The organism is Pseudomonas sp. Emmai (genome assembly GCF_055179735.1).
Map to the genome: position 1 here is coordinate 5,365,461 of NZ_CM143685.1, position 18,574 is coordinate 5,384,034.

15 protein-coding genes are annotated in these 18,574 nt (G+C 53.7%); all 15 read right to left on the reverse strand.

Annotated elements, in window-relative coordinates; translation table 11 throughout:
• Window positions 1–34: 34 nt before the first annotated feature.
• Window positions 35–1,405, reverse strand: a complete 1,371-nt coding sequence (locus ACY4LX_RS24625) for an FAD/NAD(P)-binding protein (protein ID WP_463258118.1) — start codon at window positions 1,403–1,405, stop codon at window positions 35–37.
• The gene (gene cysC / locus ACY4LX_RS24630; RefSeq protein ID WP_463258119.1) at window positions 1,402–1,995 is read right to left on the reverse strand and encodes an adenylyl-sulfate kinase; all 594 of its coding nucleotides are present in this window, start codon (window positions 1,993–1,995) and stop codon (window positions 1,402–1,404) included. Before cysC ends, ACY4LX_RS24625 begins: the two co-directional genes overlap by 4 nt.
• Window positions 1,996–2,061: 66 nt before the next feature.
• Window positions 2,062–6,969 (reverse strand): glycoside hydrolase family 99-like domain-containing protein, encoded by a 4,908-nt coding sequence (locus ACY4LX_RS24635; protein WP_463258120.1) that lies wholly within the window; start codon window positions 6,967–6,969, stop codon window positions 2,062–2,064.
• Window positions 6,970–6,973: 4 nt separating this feature from the next.
• A complete protein-coding gene (locus tag ACY4LX_RS24640) occupies window positions 6,974–8,341 on the reverse strand; it encodes an ABC transporter ATP-binding protein (RefSeq protein WP_463258121.1) in 1,368 nt (455 codons plus the stop codon).
• Window positions 8,331–9,149, reverse strand: a complete 819-nt coding sequence (locus tag ACY4LX_RS24645) for an ABC transporter permease (RefSeq protein ID WP_463258122.1) — start codon at window positions 9,147–9,149, stop codon at window positions 8,331–8,333. The genes ACY4LX_RS24640 and ACY4LX_RS24645 overlap by 11 nt, the downstream gene beginning before the upstream one ends.
• 120 nt (window positions 9,150–9,269) lie before the next feature.
• A complete protein-coding gene (locus ACY4LX_RS24650) occupies window positions 9,270–10,277 on the reverse strand; it encodes a glycosyltransferase family 2 protein (protein ID WP_463258123.1) in 1,008 nt (335 codons plus the stop codon).
• A 371-nt stretch (window positions 10,278–10,648) separates the two neighbouring features.
• Complete coding sequence (locus tag ACY4LX_RS24655; RefSeq protein WP_463258124.1) at window positions 10,649–11,602, reverse strand: UDP-glucose 4-epimerase family protein; 954 nt, start codon at window positions 11,600–11,602, stop codon at window positions 10,649–10,651.
• Window positions 11,599–12,522 (reverse strand): glycosyltransferase, encoded by a 924-nt coding sequence (locus ACY4LX_RS24660; protein WP_463258125.1) that lies wholly within the window; start codon window positions 12,520–12,522, stop codon window positions 11,599–11,601. The genes ACY4LX_RS24655 and ACY4LX_RS24660 overlap by 4 nt, the downstream gene beginning before the upstream one ends.
• Window positions 12,523–12,577: 55 nt before the next feature.
• Window positions 12,578–13,468, reverse strand: a complete 891-nt coding sequence (rfbA, locus tag ACY4LX_RS24665; RefSeq protein WP_463258126.1) for a glucose-1-phosphate thymidylyltransferase RfbA — start codon at window positions 13,466–13,468, stop codon at window positions 12,578–12,580.
• On the reverse strand, window positions 13,465–14,346 hold the full coding sequence (gene rfbD / locus ACY4LX_RS24670; RefSeq protein ID WP_463258127.1) for a dTDP-4-dehydrorhamnose reductase: 882 nt from the start codon (window positions 14,344–14,346) through the stop codon (window positions 13,465–13,467). The genes rfbA and rfbD overlap by 4 nt, the downstream gene beginning before the upstream one ends.
• Window positions 14,343–15,419, reverse strand: a complete 1,077-nt coding sequence (gene rfbB, locus ACY4LX_RS24675) for a dTDP-glucose 4,6-dehydratase (protein WP_149660065.1) — start codon at window positions 15,417–15,419, stop codon at window positions 14,343–14,345. Before rfbB ends, rfbD begins: the two co-directional genes overlap by 4 nt.
• Before the next feature lie 230 nt (window positions 15,420–15,649).
• A complete protein-coding gene (locus tag ACY4LX_RS24680) occupies window positions 15,650–15,889 on the reverse strand; it encodes a LapA family protein (RefSeq protein WP_149660064.1) in 240 nt (79 codons plus the stop codon).
• Window positions 15,890–15,900: 11 nt separating this feature from the next.
• Window positions 15,901–16,209: an integration host factor subunit beta gene (gene ihfB / locus ACY4LX_RS24685; protein WP_054051920.1), complete on the reverse strand. Its 309-nt coding sequence runs from the start codon at window positions 16,207–16,209 to the stop codon at window positions 15,901–15,903.
• Window positions 16,210–16,360: 151 nt separating this feature from the next.
• The gene (locus ACY4LX_RS24690) at window positions 16,361–16,639 is read right to left on the reverse strand and encodes a hypothetical protein (protein WP_463258128.1); all 279 of its coding nucleotides are present in this window, start codon (window positions 16,637–16,639) and stop codon (window positions 16,361–16,363) included.
• A 217-nt stretch (window positions 16,640–16,856) separates the two neighbouring features.
• Window positions 16,857–18,551 carry a 30S ribosomal protein S1 gene (gene rpsA / locus ACY4LX_RS24695; protein ID WP_123406822.1) on the reverse strand — a complete coding sequence of 565 codons (1,695 nt, stop codon included), beginning with the start codon at window positions 18,549–18,551 and terminating at the stop codon, window positions 16,857–16,859.
• Window positions 18,552–18,574 lie beyond the last annotated feature (23 nt).

Genomic DNA, 18,574 nt, shown 5'->3' on the forward strand with positions numbered 1-18,574 from the left:
GCTCTCTATCGCCCCATAGCTAACGGGATAGTTTTCAGCGAATTAGGTTGACCAGACTGGTCGCGAGAGATTTCGCATGTTGCCGTAACTCAGGAACTGCCGTGGCTTCCCAAAGATCCGCCTTGAGCATGGGGCCTATGTAGTGCAGCCAAGTGGATGATTCACCGTCAGCACCTTTCACCGCAAGACGTTCATCTACATTCAGACCCAGGCCGAAAGGATCAAGTTGCACAAGCCCCTCTGCCCTCAGCTGAGCAATCAGACCGTCATCGACACGTCGCAAATTTGTATTCGGGCCGGTGCAGTTAATGACCCGGGCCACATTGATTTGCTCAACCCGCGGTTCACAGCGCAACTGAATATCAACTATCAAACCAGCGGCGTCTGGACTGACCCGTTGAATTCTCCCAGCCATTGAATGGATCTGCCCGCTGGTCACCGCGTCTTCGAAGCACTGGTAAGCCGCTGGCGCCACCCGATGGCGATGCACATCCCAGTAGGGCTGGACGTGGCGTAAGAAGCGCCGGCGCTCAACATCCGACAACCGCATCCACAATTCCGGTGTACTGGAACGCAAAACCGCAAGCAGGTCGCGCCAATCAAGTCCTTGTAATCCGGCGGCCTCAATTTCGCGGCGAATCAGACGCATGTACTCAGACACCTTCGGCGGAGCTTGCATCAGTATGTCGACGAGACCGACCGGAACTTCGTGCGCCGGACGCTGGGGGCGATGTGGCAATGGACGAAGTCCACGCCGAGATATCATGTGAATAGGCCCACGATGCCCTTGCTGTAACAAACCAAGCGATACATCTAGAGCCGTCAGCCCCGCGCCCACTAACAGTACAGCACGATCTACTTCAGCCTCGGACGCTACTCCACCAGCCCAAGGGTCTGACTGATAACGGCTCATTGATTTGGAGAATCCTGGAGGATCAAGCGGGGAAAAGTTGCCGAACGCTAACACTACCTGATCGGCCTGGATGCTCTGGCCATTAACCAACTCCAGCACAGCCCCCTTCCCTTCTCCCCGCAGACAACGCACCTCCGAGACCAGGCGCTCAAGTTTCACGCCTACGGAACTGTGCTTTTCAGCATGATCCAGCACCGACGCCAGGTAATCGCCGTACAATTTTCGGGGTACAAATGATGACGCAGTGTATGCAGGATTCAATGCCTGGCAAAACCGCAGAAAATGATCAGGCTCTTCAACATAGGCACTCATGTTGCCGGCAGGCACATTGAGCAAATGCAGTGAGCTGTTTGTGCCGTAGGCCAGACCTCGCGCCATGGTTCCGGAACGATTGATCAATACGACTCGCACATCAGGTGGGCTATGGCGCAGGAACTGCGCTGCAGTGACCGCGCCACTGAAACCAGCCCCGATAATGACGAGTGTCTTCATTGAGCGACCCCTTTATCGAGGTAGTCCAATACCCGCTCAACGGATACCGCCAGATCTTCTGTAACCGTGTTAATGCGAATATTCGGGTTGATGGGCGCTTCATACGCCGAGTCGATACCCGTGAAATTTTTGATCTCACCTGCCCGCGCTTTACCATACAACCCTTTAGGATCGCGGCGCTCGCATTCTTCCAGCGACGTATCGATGAAGACTTCGACAAACACATCGCTTCCAATCACTTCACGCGCCATGGCGCGCTCGCGATGAAATGGCGAAATGAATGCGGTAATTACGATCAACCCTGCATCAACAAGCAACTTTGAAACTTCCGCTACACGTCGAATATTTTCCACGCGATCCGCATCTTTAAACCCCAGGTCCTTACACAGACCCATGCGTAGATTGTCGCCATCCAACAGGAAGGTATGTCGACCTTTAGCAACCAAAGCCTGCTCAAGCGCGTTGGCGATTGTCGACTTTCCGGCACCGCTCAGTCCCGTGAGCCAGATAACTGCAGGCTTTTGCCCCTTCACCTGGGCTCTTGCCGAAGCACTGACCGCGGTAGCGTGAAAAACCAGATCCTTACTCATACTGATAAACCTTAAATGAATCAGACGACCAAGGCCCGCCCATGGCAACGGCGGGCCTATTTCACGTTATGCCTTCACAATCAGACGATCGCGCAAGGCCTTGATGCGAGCTTCACAGATTCGATACGACTCACTGCCCAGCAAATCCACCCGCTGCTGCTCATCAGTGAGCGCGAGTGTATGGGTGTCACCTCCGATACGGTGAATGTAGTCACCGATGAAGCCGCAGGTTTGCAATGAAGCCCAGTCAGTCCCGTCTCGAGAAAACAACTGCATTGTCAGGTAGTAATCTTCCATGTACTTCATGTCATCGAAGTAGTGGATCGCCTCAAGATCACATTTATCCAGATCCAGCATGAAGCTGTGCAATGGCGCGTGGTTGTGCTGTACAAAATCGAGATAGGAGTCACCATAATCATAGATCTTGTCGCGCTTGATGATGCACCCCGTTGCAGCCTCCACCATGGTGGAGTAAACGCGCGCAAAGGTGGCATTCTTGCCGCTTGCCTTCAGTTGTTTCAGAAGCACGCCATAGGCTTCCGGGAACAACAAATCGTCGTAGTCAAGGAACGCCGCATAGCCTGTGCCGACCGCTTTTAGCGTGTCGTTAAGCATCAGCGAACGTAGATCCGGAGTTTGTTCTGTAGAAAAATAGCGACGGATCACTGGCGCGCATTCCACATTCCAGGGCAGCTTGGCGAGTTCAACTTCAAGTTCCGCTATTTCTTCGTCGCTCATATCCTGAATCGCAAGAACCGGTTTTACCTGGCACCCCGACTGAGCGATCAGGGAAAAAAGCGCATTCATCAGCGCTTGTCTGTCACCACGACGGTGGTAGCGCATAATGGTTGAAACAGTCTCTACGGCAACTCCTGTGCTCGCAGATTGCGGCAGCAGGCGGAAACACGAAGCTTCGCAGCAGACTTTGAAGCCCACAGCCGGCGCATCCGGGCGCAACTCCATATAAGAACGCTGAGCAGCGTCGATCGTGAAGTTGATGATGCTTTCACTTTGCAAAGACGCCGGATCATTGCGCACGCTGGCAGAGACATTAAAGCCTTTATGCCGCAGCGCCATCTTCAGAAGCGATTCAATAGCCTCTGGCGTAAACAGGCAGGCGTCACTGAATACAAGAGTGAAGTCGGCAGCGCTACTTTCGTTGATGGCGGTTTTAACGCCTAACGCCTGCAATGCCTCATTCAGTTGCACATCTTCAACAGCGACCGAGCAACGTTCAAACACACTTGAGCTGGCAAGGCACGTCAGAAACTTGCGAAGTGATTCAGGCTCGGCCTGCAAGCGCGACAGCGCCTCGGACGTTACTACCACTTTGAGCGTCAGGTTCGAACCTGGCACGATATGGCCGGTGGCCGAGAACGATTGACCGGACAGTGCACGCCCGATGGAGTTGAGATAACCGTAGCCGAACCGAGTATCTGGTTCCAGGTGCGCGCCTTCAGCCCATTCGTTCCATGCATTGACTACCAGGAATCGACGGTCAGCCGGCAGGTTTTGTTCGGAATACTGAACCAGATATTCCATCCAGCTCTGGAATTTCGCGGTGGTGAAATTGTTGAGCACATAAGCATTGGAACCATAACGTGCGGTGTTGTCCCACGTTGGAACCAGGGAACGAAACAGGGTGTAGTCTTTGCCCAGATCCTGCCCCATGTAGTGATCCGCGACTTCGCTGTACTCCAGAACGCTGCCGTTGAGCGGCCAGTACGGACGCAGCTCAGGGCGTCTGTCATCTACCGCATCGGCAGTCCAGTCGTGCAGCACCCGCTCGACAGCAGCCTCCATACCGTAGTCTTGAGGCAACGTTGCGCCACGGGTCAGTGTTGCCACTACATAAGGAGCCTTCAGACCGCTGTTTTCGCACTCCTGGCGCCAGATAGCCATGTAATCGTGGACATGCTCCATCGACGAAGGACGATAGACAAACAGTACGGGACGCCCTTCTATCTTGATGTAGCGCTCATCTTTGAAGAACGGGATGACGTACTGAATGAACGCCCTGGCGTCATCTTTCGAATAGACCTGACCCAGCAGGATTTCCTGCTCGTTACCGTCCCAACGGCGCGTCCAGTTTTCATTCGCCCAACAGAAACAAAATGGCATGCTGATCTGTGGATTATCCAGCAGCATCTTCGCCGGTTTTTCCAGGATTAGTTTCCCGGAGAACCAGTAGTGATAGAAAATCAGACCATGAACGCCTGACTTTTGCATCATGTCCGCTTGTTGGCTCAACTGTGCTGGAGAATCCAAGTGGTAGTAGCCAATGTCCTGGTGGGGAACATGCTGCTGGTAATGGCCATAGAACAACGGATTCGCAGAGCGAACCTTGTGCCATTCAGTGAAGCCAGTGCCATGCCACTCGTCATTCTCGGGTGTCGGATGGAACTGTGGCAGATAGTACGCCAGCACCTTAATCGTATCGTGCACGATCGTAGCGGAGTAATCACACTGCGGCTCGTAATACGCCAGTGGCTCTTGGGTAAGTTCAGTCGATTCAAGCTGATAATTGCGCCCTTGTGCCCGCGTTGTGCAAATCAACAGCAAACGTTCAAGGCAACGAGCGAGCATCGCGGGTGCTGCAGCCTCTGACTCGTCCACAAAGTCATCATACTGCAAAGGCAATTGAACAAAATTTTCCACGGCGCTTGCGCGAGCCCAGAACATGCCGCAGCGAGGGATCTCTTTAGTCGGGAACGCTGCCGTGTCGATCGAACTGTATTTCTCCAGAGCTGCCGAAATCACGCCTCGGGCATCGCTCCAACCTGACTTGTGATAAGCAGCAGGCTCCACCTGGCTCTCTACCGGGTAGGCAATTTTCGCGTCGTCATTCAACAAAGCGAAAATTTGCGCGACATAGCTGCTGGAACCACAGAGAAGATCCAGCATAGCATTCGAATGTGCTAGCGCACCGGCATCCGATTCATGACCACCCACATGGAGGTGCGCCACATAATCGTAGACGCTGAGACGACTGCCAAATTGAATGATAAAAGGCGCAATATGCCCGACGTTATCCGGCACCGACTCGACGATCAATTTACGCAATAGCGGCACGGCGCCACGCAGGGACTTTTCATCCAGAGCCTGATCGCCTTTGCCGGGTATGGAAACGTAAAGATCAAATTCGACAGGAACATTGGCGAGGTATGCGTATCCTGTCTCAGCCATATTGCCGTCATTCAGATGAAGGTGAACGGCGACCTTTTTCTGCTCGATTTTCGCAACGTCTTCCTGATAAGGGTTCAGATAGTACGGTATTACTTTGAATACCTCGTACTCCATCACCGCGTTGTCACGCAACGGCTTCAACGGTACGAGGTCAAGGAGCTTCTGACTGCGCTTGAGTTTTCGCGTCGCAATGGCCACGGCGTGCCGCAACCCGCCACGGCGAGCCTCACGCACAAACCGCCCCAGCAACGCTGGCTGCTGTATTACCAGACTCAGTAGCTGCACGACCGTACGGTTGCGGCTGCCTTTTCGAGAAAGATGATAGTTGCGACCACTGGTGTCGAAAATTGACCGACCTTCGTAATAACCATGGCGCAAGTAGTGAACCAATGGATTGATACGTCTCAGGCGTACGTCTTCATACCGTTCCAGATAAGCCTGTGTCGAGAAGCCGGCGGATGGATCACGCCCTTCGCGCCAGCCTTGCTCCAGATAATGCTGCAACGGATTGACACCTGCCGCCCTGACATCTTCATAAGTGCTCAGGTAGTAATGGGCGTCGAACAACTCGCTTTCACTAGGATTGTCATCCCGATAACGAAGACCCACACGCTTGGCAATGATTGAAGCCAGTGACTTGAGCAGGAAACGCCCGGACGCATAGCGTTGCAAGTCTTCCTTGAGCGCTTCCATTGAGCGCTCGGACTCAGCTACGACGGACTGGGCGGTGCTTACATGATGCTCAAGTGCGCCAAGTTGAGTCTGGAGTAAACCGAGATGAGTCTTGAGTGCGCTGCGATCAGCCTTGAGGGTGGCATATTCTGCCTCCAAGCTGCTGAACTCAGCCTTGAGCGCCTTGATGTTTTGGCTACTGAGGGCGGTTTGATTGATAAGCTGCTCCGCCAGCTCGGTTCTGTTTTCATCAAAACGGCGCATCAGACGATAGGCCGGCAAACGCCCCACCATGGCTTGGTAGAGTTCATCCAGCTGCCTTTGAAGGATCTGGTCATCGGCCCGCAAATCACTGGAAAGCTCTAGAAGCAGCTTGCTGAGTTCCAGAATATCATTCGAAACCGCGCTGTCCTGGTTGAGCTCTTCCAGAGTGAAATTGTTGTGCTGCAGCGAATGCTGAAGAAACTTGTGCTGGTACTCCAAGAAGTCCGGACCTTGTGGGTCAAACGGAAGATCCAGAGACGCAGAAATACGCTTGAGCTGTTGCTCAGGATCCTGAAGCATCAAGTCATAGTTAACAAAAACGCGCGAGGCACCCTGGCTATACCGGAGGCTGAGCAACATGTGCTCCAACCAGAGAAAATAACCCTTTGCCAGTTCGAAATCATTACGCTTGACTAACGAATGTGCGACACTTTTCGGGTTGCGAAAGGCCACGACATAGCTGACTTTCAGATCCAGTTCAGCAAAAACGCTCTGCCAAAAAGGCAGAAGTCTTGCCATACGCGGATCTTTGACACCGAAACAATCAATGCCCGACAACTTGCTGCGCAAAATTTCCACTGCACGAACCTTGCGGTTCTGGGCAATTTGCGACTCCAGCTCATGCGGCATGATTGGAGTCAGGCTGTGCCAGTCATGGCCCAGCTCCTTGAGAAATTCGTCATTGAATGCAGTGACATCGATGTCTTCCCAAAAGCCCTTATCATTGATACCTGCTTCTGGCGATAAGAGTTGGCTGCCCAGTTCGACACCAAGAACTTTTAAACCACGAGTGATGGCACTGGTACCGCTACGGTGCATGCCTAACACGACAACTATTTGTTTATGATCCATAAGATTAATTATGCTCAACACTTGAAATGGTAAAAGCTGAAGTACACTTAAAGTCTACTGTCCCGGTCGCGGTACTCTCCGTTTCCGGAAGAACGCGAAATAGGCATGCATCAATCAAGCGGTGCAGATAGGTTTCCCCCTCCCCCGCCACGCCCACGACGCCGCAATTAAGAAAATAGGTGCCAGGGTTCAAGTTGCACTCAAATTTAAACTCGACCTCAATGTCGGTTTCCGGCGGCACATAGGTAATGGCGTCCTGAACCTTTGCCGAACTCGCCGCTCCGCCGATCTCAATACCCGCCAGCGTTTTGATCATCATACCGAAGCGAACGGCCACGGAGCCCGTGGAAAACGCTACCCGATACGTATAACGGTAGACGTCCCCACGCTTGATACAGTTCACTTGCTTGCCGGCAGCATTGAGGATGCGCGGATCGCTGATCAGCACGCCGTGGGACTCGTAGGACAGCACGCTTTTGGAAACGATGTGGGGATCGTAATACTCATCCAGACCGTTATCGGTGGCTTGCGAAATCTCAACAGCAATCGCTGACTTTACCGCCTCCCGCTCCAGCTCTAGTCGCTCGATACCACCCGACTTTATCGCTTCGCGGATGACCGCGACTTTATCGGCAGGCGCATACAGCAACTTCTGGTACTGGCCAACGATGACTTTCGGTACACCCTCCGCCAGTTTTTCGCCTTTATCCAGCAACACTGCGCGGTCGCAGAGCTCGATCACCGCACTACCCGAGTGCGAGACAAAAAGAATGGTTGCACCGCTGGTCTTGATCGCTTCGATGCGGGCAAAGCATTTACGCTGGAACAGCTCATCACCGACAGACAGCGCCTCGTCGACAATCAGGATCTGCGGGTCAACGTTGATGGCCACCGCAAAGGCTAGGCGCACCATCATGCCGCTAGAGTAGGTCTTGACCGGCTGATCGATAAACTCGCCGATCTCGGCAAACGCCTCGATCTCGGCAAAACGAGCATCGGTTTCGACCCTCGAAAGCCCCAGCACCGCCGCATTCATGTAGACGTTTTCTCGCCCACTGAACTCCGGGTTAAACCCCGACCCCAACTCCAGCAGGGCAGCAACGCGACCATGAGTAAGGATGTCGCCATGGGTCTGATTAAGCGTGCCGCAGATCATCTGCAACAGCGTGGATTTGCCGCTTCCGTTACGCCCCAGAATACCGACCGTTTCACCCTTGCTGACGGTAAAGGAAACGTCCTGCAACGCCCAGAACTCTCGAAAATATTGCTTCCCGCCCCGGGCAAACATTTGTAGAAGCCGGTCTCTAGGCTTGTCGTAGATGTGGAAGCACTTGCTCAGACCGTTAACCGCGATTGCTGTATTAGAGGACATCGGCAAACCCTTTACGCGTTTTTTGGAACCACGCAAATCCTAGCCAAAAGACAAGGGCTGCAGCGATATAGAAGAAACCCAAGTGAACCAGACTCGGCAGCTCACCACGGAAAAGCAGCGCCCTCGCACTTTCAATGGCGGGCGTCAGGGGGTTGAGGAACAGCAAGTGCCTGTATTCTTCCGGCAGTGCGGTAATAGGGTAGAAAATTGGTGAAAGGAACATCAGTACAGACGTGATGACGCCGATGATCTGACTTACATCTCGCAGATACACACCCATGGACGCCAAAAACCAGACAAGACCGATGATAAAGATCAGCAAAGGTCCCAGGAACACGGGAAGAAGAAGTGCAGTGTATTGGAGCTTTCCAAAAAAAATCAGATACGCAATCAACCAGACGCTCAGGCTGACCAAGAAGTGAAATAGCGCCGCCCCCAAGGTAACCCAAGGCAGGATTTCCAGTGGGAAGACGACTTTCTTCACATAATTGACATTGCCAAGAATCAGGCTGGGCGCCCTGTTGATGCACTCTGCAAACAAGTTGAACACTATCAGGCCGGCAAACAGCATCAAGGCAAATTCTGTTTTTGAACTGCTGTCAACGCTCCACCGGGCCTTGAACACGACACTGAACACGAAGGTGTAGATCACCAACATGACGATGGGGTTGAACAGAGACCAAAGCATCCCCATGATTGATCCGCGATAGCGTCCGATAATTTCCCGCTGCACCAAGGCTTTGACCAAGCCGCGATTACGCCAGAAACTGCCAAGCATCTCCTTCGGCGATGTAGAAAAATTCATCATTATGCAAAAACCTCAACAAAACCGAGGGCGTTGAACTTCATCAGTAAACTCTCTTGTTCAAACATTACTTGAGTTACCGCAGAACGATTCCCTAAGGAGCCGTCCAGGCTCGTGTGCGCTTCAAATACCATTAAATAGCGTGGCCAAAACAAGCCCTAAATTGCCCAGGAGGGTCTGTCGATAGACGCCAGACCGTCGTAACCAAATGAGCCTGGCAAATCCTCGTGAGTTACGAGCTCTTTTATAGAGATCCAGCCTCATTCGGTTTTCTTCATTCAATCGGGACCGAACCGAATCCAGTGCCGCGATATTTTTTTGGTTCCAGCCACGGAACCGTCCCCTGAAGAGCATCCGCAGACGTTGCGCTTGCGCCAACAACCCGGAGTTCGAACCAATCAGATTCGAATCATGCTGCCTATAAAGTATGGAGGGGGAAAAGTCATAAAAAACCTGACCGCCGGCGCCGGAAATAAGCAAATACGCCCACCAGTCATGAGAGACGATTTCCAGCTTGTCACCCGCTTGCTGAAACAACTCACGAGCGGAGCGATTGAAGACCATCGTGTTGCCACCACTGATACTCTGCACCAGCGCATTGGCAAAACCGGCAGGGCGTCCGAACAATGGTGAGAGGCCGATGTGTACTCCGTTTTCGTCGATCAGCTCTGTGCGTCCGCAATAAAGTGACGGAGTATCCACGGCCTGGGATTGCAGAAACTGCAGGGCCAACTCCAGCTTGTTCTCCTGCCAGATATCGTCTTGGTCCGCCCAGGCATAAAAGTCGGAATCAATCGACCGATCACAGGTGACCGACATGAAATTCGCGGCAAAACCAAGCCCCGGCCCGAAACGAACAGTCAGCTTGTCTGCACCCCAGCGTTCGCTATATTCACGCAGCAGTTCGAGGGTGCCGTCAGTGGAGCCGTCGTCCGACACCACGACGGTCCAATGAGGGTAGGTTTGACGTGCTATCGAATCCAATTGCTGAACCAGAAAGCGCTCACCGTTGAACGTGCACACCAAAATCGCCACACACCCCAATTGCGCCGTTTCTTTTTGCTGAAAATCGCTTGCGTTGCCGGCATCCGATTCGTTTGTTTTAACAATCGGGAAAAGGGGGGCTACCACCTAGCGCTCCATTGCTCAAATGATAAATCATCATCTATGTTCATTCGTTCAACATAGAGTTGCATTCGCCGGAAAGGGGGAGCGTGAGATGACCAGCTCCACTCTCAGCGGCGAAAAATTTGCGATTATAACGATTATGCATAGCCATTTGATAGCCCAGTGACAGTATCGCTTCTAGTAAGCAGAAGGCGACAATCGGGGGGACGAAAGTAAAAATAGAGATTAGGTGGCACCTCCATCCAACGCGAAAACGTCCCCGGATTCAGGGGGGGGGTTAGGTTACCAAGCGCCCCTCACCGGAAAAATGGTGGCAATATGCCAAAGAGCAGCGCATACAAGTCGCTGCGTTCGACACCGCGAACTCAATGAGTTCACTTCCCGCAGAATTGACTGGCTGTGCGACGCAATGCCTTATCCACGCTGACGGGAGGAAACCATCCGAGCGTGGTACGCGTTTTGTCGATATTTACCTGCAATGACCCACATAACCTCTGCGCCATAGACCGTCGCCCGAGGAGCCGCGCGCCAACGCTCAACATCCACCCGGGTACAGCCAGCAAACGTGGACGAACATTCATGGCGTCAGCCATCCGCCGAAGCAGTTGGGACGTGGACAAATCTTCACCATCACTGACAAGAAACGTGTTGTCCGCTGCGGCGGGATGATCGATACAAACGATTACCAGATCTACCAGATTGCCGACTGCCACCAGACTGCGCCGGTTGTGAATAGCCCCAAGCGGGAGCGGCACTCCCCGTTGCAGCCAGCGCATCATATTCAAAAAGTTGGCTTTAACACCGGGCCCGTACACCAGCGGCGGCCTGATGATAACGATCTCCATTCCGGTGTCACGCCCGACCTGTCGTAGCGCATCTTCAGCCTCACGCTTCGAAACCCCGTACGGATCGACCGGGGCCGGCGGGTCGTCAGCCGTGAATGGCGCCCCCGGCTCGGTCTCCTCCCCGTTGACCTTGATCGAACTGATGAAGATAAACCGTTTAACACCGGACTCCGCTGCCTTGCGAGCCAGCCGGGCGGTCCCTTCGACATTGATCTTGCGAAAATCCGCCAACGGATCTGTCGCCATCTCAGACATCACGTGCACCCGAGCGGCACAATGAATGACAACGCCAACATCATTCATGGGGGGCTGAGCGAGTTCGTCGCTCAGATCAAACGGCACGACAGGGCACAGGCCACTCACCCGCGTTGCCCCCCGCACTGAGGCGACAGGCGTGAACACCCTGTCGAGCAACAGCCGGAACACCACGGCCTCCCCCACAAAACCACTCGCGCCTGTGACTAAAACCCGAGGACGACTCATTTGGTTTTCCGTCCGATCATCGCAGAGGTGCAGCAAGCAAAAAAGAAAAACACCTTATCCCGCGTACGCCGGCGACATTGCCAGGCACTCAGCGACAACCTCAGCAATTGTCGGCGCCCCAATGGCAGCCATTGCCGAACGAAGGCGTCGGTTTCCTGCCCTACCAGACAAGCGATCATACGAACCTGGGAAAACCACCAACCATCATGGATCGTCTTATAACGCGCGATCAACGGATTGATGCCGGTATTGGCTCCTACCTGGTTGTGCTCGTGCTGGCGATATCGCATGGACGGCTGCGCATCGATAAACCAAGTGAAACCATGGCTCCGCGCAAAAGCGTAACAATACCAATCGTGCAGGCTGACTTGCTGCAATTCAGCCCAACTGGCCTGCATGCTGGCCTTCAATGGCATCATCACTTTCCGGCTCATCACATACGTGCAGCCTGGACCAGCCGCTTCAAAAAGGAAATCCCAGGCAACCTGGGGTTGAGCCTTGTCCAGTAACTGAGTCCGGCCATCTGGCCAGAAAGCGGTAACATTGCTGGAGTAGGCATCCACATCACGAGCCTGGATCGCATCGGTTGCGCGCTGCAATTTATCCACGTCCCAGATGTCATCCTGATCAGCAAAGGCAACAAAGTCGCACTCGGCAAAATCGACATCACGAATCAGTCTGAAAAAATTGCGCGAAGCCCCTCCAAAGGATCCGGCGGGAGGGAGAACAATGACACCAGGATGCTCAGCCGCATATTCCACGCACCAGGCTTCGGTACCGTCCGTGGACGGGTCGATACTGACGTAAACCGTTATGTCGACAGCCTCTTGGACAAGGATCGAGGTCAACTGCTCTTCAATCCACTGCATGCCATTATAGGCCGCCAGCAAAACCGCTACCTTGGGATGTTTTACTGACATGCCATTCCTGCTTGCACCGGTTAACGCTTCTGTTCGAAATGATGGAGCGTTCGAATCAGTGGGAAGGCGAGTCGAGGAGTTTCTGAAGGTACTGGCCATAGCCAGTCTTCTTCAGGGCATCAGCCTGAGCGCCCAGCTGCTCCGCCGTGATCCAACCGTTGTGGTAGGCAATCTCTTCCAAACAAGCCACTTTCAAGCCCTGGCGCTGTTCGATGGTGTGCACAAAGTGGCTGGCTTCTAGCAACGAATCATGAGTACCGGTATCCAGCCAGGCAAAGCCACGGCCAAGCATTTCAACGTTAAGCGTCTTGCGCTCAAGGTATGCACGGTTAACGTCGGTAATTTCCAGCTCACCACGCTCAGACGGCTTGATACTTTTGGCGATCTCGACAACATCGTTGTCGTAGAAGTACAGACCGGTTACCGCGTAGTTGGACTTTGGCTTCAGCGGCTTCTCTTCAATACTCAGCGCCCGGCCGGTGTTGTCGAACTCAACCACACCAAATCGCTCCGGGTCGGAAACGTGGTAGCCGAATACCGTCGCACCATGCTGCTGAGAGCTAGCCGAACGCAGGTTGTCCGAGAAGTGCTGACCGTAGAAGATGTTGTCGCCCAGGATCAGACAGCAAGGATCCTTGCCGATGAACTCCTCGCCGATGATGAAGGCCTGAGCCAGACCGTCAGGGCTAGGCTGCTCGGCATAGGTCAGCTTGATGCCGTACAGGCTGCCATCGCCAAGCAACTTGCGGAAACACGGCAAATCTTCAGGCGTGGAAATAATCAGGATTTCACGCATACCTGCCAGCATCAGTACCGACAGCGGATAAAAGATCATCGGCTTGTCGTAGATCGGCAGCATCTGCTTGGACACGCCGAGGGTCAACGGATGCAGGCGCGTACCCGAACCACCAGCGAGGATGATGCCTTTACGATTTGTCGTGGTCATTTGTTCAGAACTTCCCTAAGCATTCGGGTTACACCACTTTGCCAATCCGGCAAGTGTAGAGAAAAATTGTCACGTAGCTTCTGAGTATTCAAGCGTGAATTCAGAGGGCGACGAGCAGGTGTTGGATAAGCGCTGGTTTCGATCGGATTGACAGTCGTTACGGCAAGTTGCTCGCCATTGGCCTGGGCAAATTCGATCACATGACTAGCATAGCCGTGCCAGGACACTTCGCCGCTGGCGGCCAAGTGATAAAGCCCCGTCAGTTCGGGGCGCTGCATGACTTGCTGAATCGCTAATGCAGTCACGTCGGCAATCAGATCTGCACCCGTCGGGGCTCCGATCTGGTCAGCGATGACACTCAGGGTTTCGCGATCCTTGGCCAGGCGCAGCATGGTCCTGGCGAAATTGTTACCGCGAGCGCCAAAGACCCAGCTGGTGCGGAAGATCAGGTATTTGCAGCCCGAAGCAATAATCGCCTGCTCACCGGCCAGCTTACTGGCGCCGTAGTGATTCACCGGGGCGACTGGATCGGTTTCTTGCCACGCCTTTGAACCCTGCCCACTGAACACGTAATCGGTCGAGTAGTGAATCAGCCAGGCCCCAAGTAATACGGCCTCTTCAGCCATAACCTGGCTTGCCTGACCATTAACGCGGTCGGCCAGCTCAGTTTCGGACTCGGCCTTATCTACGGCGGTGTAGGCGGCGGCATTGACGATGACGTCCGGCTTGAACTGACGAATCGTCGTGCGCAAGGTGTCTAGATCGGACACGTCACCACCTGTGTCGCGATCAAGGGCAATCAGCTCACCCAGCGGCGCCAAGGAGCGTTGCAACTCCCACCCTACCTGACCATTTTTTCCCAGTAGGAGGATTTTCATGCCTTACTCGAACGATCCGCGTAGTTCTGGTCAATCCATTGCTGGTAGCTGCCGCTCTTCACGTGAGCAACCCACTCAGTGTTATTGAGGTACCACTCGACAGTTTTGCGAATGCCGGTTTCGAATGTTTCTTCAGGCGTCCAACCCAGCTCGCGCTGGATTTTGCTGGCATCGATCGCGTAACGCTGATCGTGGCCCGGGCGATCCTGAACATAGGTGATCAGACTGGCGTGAGGGCGATGCGCAGAATCCGGGCGCAACTCGTCGAGCAGTGCACACAAGGTGTTCACGACTTCGATGTTTTGCTTTTCGTTATGGCCACCAATGTTGTACGTCTCACCGATAACACCTTCGGTCACGACTTTGTACAGTGCGCGAGCGTGGTCTTCGACGTAGAGCCAGTCACGAACCTGGTTGCCCTTGCCATAGACCGGCAGCGGCTTGCCTTCCAACGCATTGAGGATGATCAGCGGGATCAACTTCTCCGGGAAGTGGCACGGGCCGTAGTTGTTCGAGCAATTGGTGACCAGGGTCGGCAGACCGTAGGTACGGGTCCAGGCGCGAACCAGGTGGTCGGAGCTGGCCTTGCTGGCCGAGTACGGCGAGCTTGGCTGATAAGGTGTGGTTTCGGTGAAGAGATCTTCCGGACCTTCGAGGTCTCCGTAGACTTCGTCTGTCGAAATATGGTGAAAGCGGAAGTTGGCTTTACGCGCATCATCCAGCGCAGCCCAGTAGTGGCGTGCGGCTTCCAGCAGGGTGTAGGTGCCAATGATGTTGGTCTGGATGAACTCGGACGGACCGGAGATCGAACGATCAACGTGGGACTCTGCGGCCAGGTGCATGATGGCATCTGGTTGGTGTTCACGCAGGACACGGTCGATTTGATCGCGGTCGCAGATGTCGACGCGCTCAAACGCATAACGCGGGTTCTGGCTGACTTCGGCCAGCGACTCCAAGTTACCGGCATACGTCAGTTTATCGACGTTAACGACAGCGTCGGTAGTGTTTGAGATGATATGACGAATGACTGCGGAGCCAATAAACCCGGCGCCACCGGTTACTAGAATTTTCACGCGAAACCACACCCTTTGAGTTGCTGACAGGGCCGTCGATCGAGCGCTGTCTAATCCATGAATGCAGAAGCCTTCATCTAAGCTAAAGGCTTCTGACAGAGTCAGTCTGACCGATATGGGAATATGCCATTACCGGACAAGCGCAGCATTTTACAGCTTAATGACGCTTTTACTAATGGATATAGACAAGCTGTGACGCAAATTCAACACGTCCGTTACATCAGCCGCGATCAAACGAGGCGCTTGCGGGATGCTCTGGACGAACGCCCCAGAAACCAACCCAGAATCGGCCCGATCAGCATGCCGATCAGCAGCGCCAGCACCATGACCAGCGATACCGGCAATTGCGGCCCCGCCCAGCCAAGAAACAGCAGCGACACTGATTGCTGATTTTCCAGGACAAACGCAAGAATCGCCAGGACCAGCAACAGGAGAACCAAGCCAAGGAGTACACGCTTGAGGTTACGCATGCGTCGACCCTTTAGTTGTGGAGGTCAAAACCTTCCTCCTCTTCCTCGTTCACCCGATCACGCAGTTCCTTGCCCGGCTTGAAATGCGGAACGAACTTGCCATCGAGGCTGACGGACTGACCGGTTTTTGGATTGCGACCTACGCGCGGTGCGCGGTAGTGCAGGGAGAAGCTGCCAAACCCACGGATCTCGATACGATCACCGGTGGCCAGACATTGGGACATTTGTTCGAGCATGGTCTTGATGGCCAGCTCCACATCCTTGGATGAGAGCAGCCCTTGATGGGTGACAATTCGTTCGATCAACTCCGACTTCGTCATATTTTTCCCTTCTTTTTCAAGCAGCTAGATCAGCGCTTCAAAGGTTTTAGCATGCCCGGAGGAATTTGAACAGCCCAGGGCTTGACATATATTTACCAAGCCTGTGATGCACATTTACGGAGCACCACAACACGACAAAGACGTTACGCGCTCACCGACAAATGACCAACATGGTGCGCGTCACAAACCCTGCCGGATTGAAGCCGAACGGAAACTCGTCCTCATCCTTGGCATCGTCAGATCGGGCGACCACCTTGTAACCACCCCCCTTGCACTCCCTGTCAGCTCGCTTGCGGCACTTTTCCCAACCGGAGCCCAGACCAGAACAATCGACCTCGATACCACTGACGCCACGCACGACATGAGTCTTGGCGTTAGTGGTGCAGCCTGCCAGTGTCAGTAACACTACTGCGACAATGAGCTTGTTCATTCTCTTCCTTATATCGGACGCTTGGCCCGACTGTCGTTCGCATCAAGCGTAAGCCTAGCTGCAATTAAACGATTGATCCTGTTAAAGAAAGAGACAGCAGGTTAAAGGCATTGGTTTCACTGGCACAGGATTTAGAACAGCGCTTGGGGAGCTTCACTAAATCGCAGGCACAAAAAAGGGCGACCGAAGTCGCCCTTTTTCTATGGTCTGACAGAACTTAGTTCTGTTTTTCCATTTGTGCACGCAACAGGTCGCCCAGAGTGGTAGGACCAGCAGCAGGTTCCGAAGTCGCTGGCTTGTCGCGCAGGCTCTGGATTGCTTCTTTCTCTTCAGCATCGTCTTTCGACTTGATGGAGAGCTGGATTACGCGGCTCTTGCGGTCAACGCTGATGATCTTGGCTTCTACTTCCTGGCCTTCTTTCAGAACGTTGCGCGCGTCTTCAACGCGGTCACGGCTGATTTCGGAGGCTTTCAGAGTCGCTTCGATATCGTCGGCCAGAGTGATGATGGCGCCTTTAGCGTCAACTTCTTTCACGATGCCTTTAACGATTGCGCCTTTGTCGTTCTCTTGAACGTACTCGGAGAACGGATCGCTTTCCAGTTGCTTGATACCCAGGGAGATGCGCTCGCGCTCTGGGTCAACCGACAGGATAACGGTGTCCAGCTCGTCGCCCTTCTTGAAGCGGCGAACGGCTTCTTCGCCCACTTCGTTCCAGGAGATGTCGGACAGGTGAACCAGACCGTCGATGCCGCCGTCCAGACCAATGAAGATACCGAAATCGGTGATCGACTTGATGGTGCCGGAGATTTTATCGCCCTTGTTGAACTGGCCAGAGAAATCTTCCCATGGGTTAGATTTGCACTGTTTGATGCCGAGGGAGATACGACGACGCTCTTCGTCGATGTCCAGAACCATAACTTCCACTTCGTCGCCGACTTGTACGACTTTCGAAGGGTGGATGTTTTTGTTGGTCCAGTCCATTTCGGAAACGTGTACCAGGCCTTCAACGCCTTCTTCCAGCTCAGCGAAGCAGCCGTAGTCGGTCAGGTTGGTTACACGAGCGGTAACGCGAGTGCTTTCTGGGTAACGGGCTTTGATAGCAACCCATGGATCTTCGCCCAGCTGCTTCAGGCCCAGGGAAACACGATTGCGTTCGCGATCGTATTTCAGAACCTTGACATCGATCTCGTCGCCAACGTTGACGATTTCGGAAGGATGCTTGATACGCTTCCAAGCCATGTCGGTAATGTGCAGCAGGCCATCGACGCCACCCAGATCGACGAATGCGCCGTAATCGGTGAGGTTCTTGACGATACCTTTGACTTGTTGACCTTCCTGCAGGGATTCCAGCAGAGCTTCACGCTCAGCGGAGTTCTCGGCTTCGAGGACGCTACGACGGGAAACGACAACGTTGTTGCGTTTCTGGTCGAGCTTGATGACCTTGAATTCCAGCTCTTTGCCTTCCAGGTGCGTGGTGTCGCGCACAGGACGAACGTCAACCAGAGAACCTGGCAGGAACGCACGGATGCCGTTAACGTCGACAGTGAAGCCGCCTTTAACCTTACCGTTGATAACGCCCTTGACCACTTCTTCGGCTGCGAAGGCTGCTTCCAGAACAATCCAGCATTCAGCGCGCTTGGCTTTTTCACGGGACAGCTTGGTTTCACCAAAGCCGTCTTCAACCGAGTCCAGAGCAACGTGAACTTCGTCACCGACGTTGATAGTCAGTTCGCCAGCATCGTTGTAGAACTGCTCAAGCGGGATGAGTGCTTCAGACTTCAGGCCAGCGTGAACGGTTACCCAGCGAGCTTGGTAATCGATATCAACGATAACACCGGTGATGATGGAGCCTGCCTGAAGGTTCAGGGTTTTTAGGCTTTCTTCAAAGAGTTCCGCAAAGCTTTCGCTCATTTTAATTCCTGTTGAATAAGGGC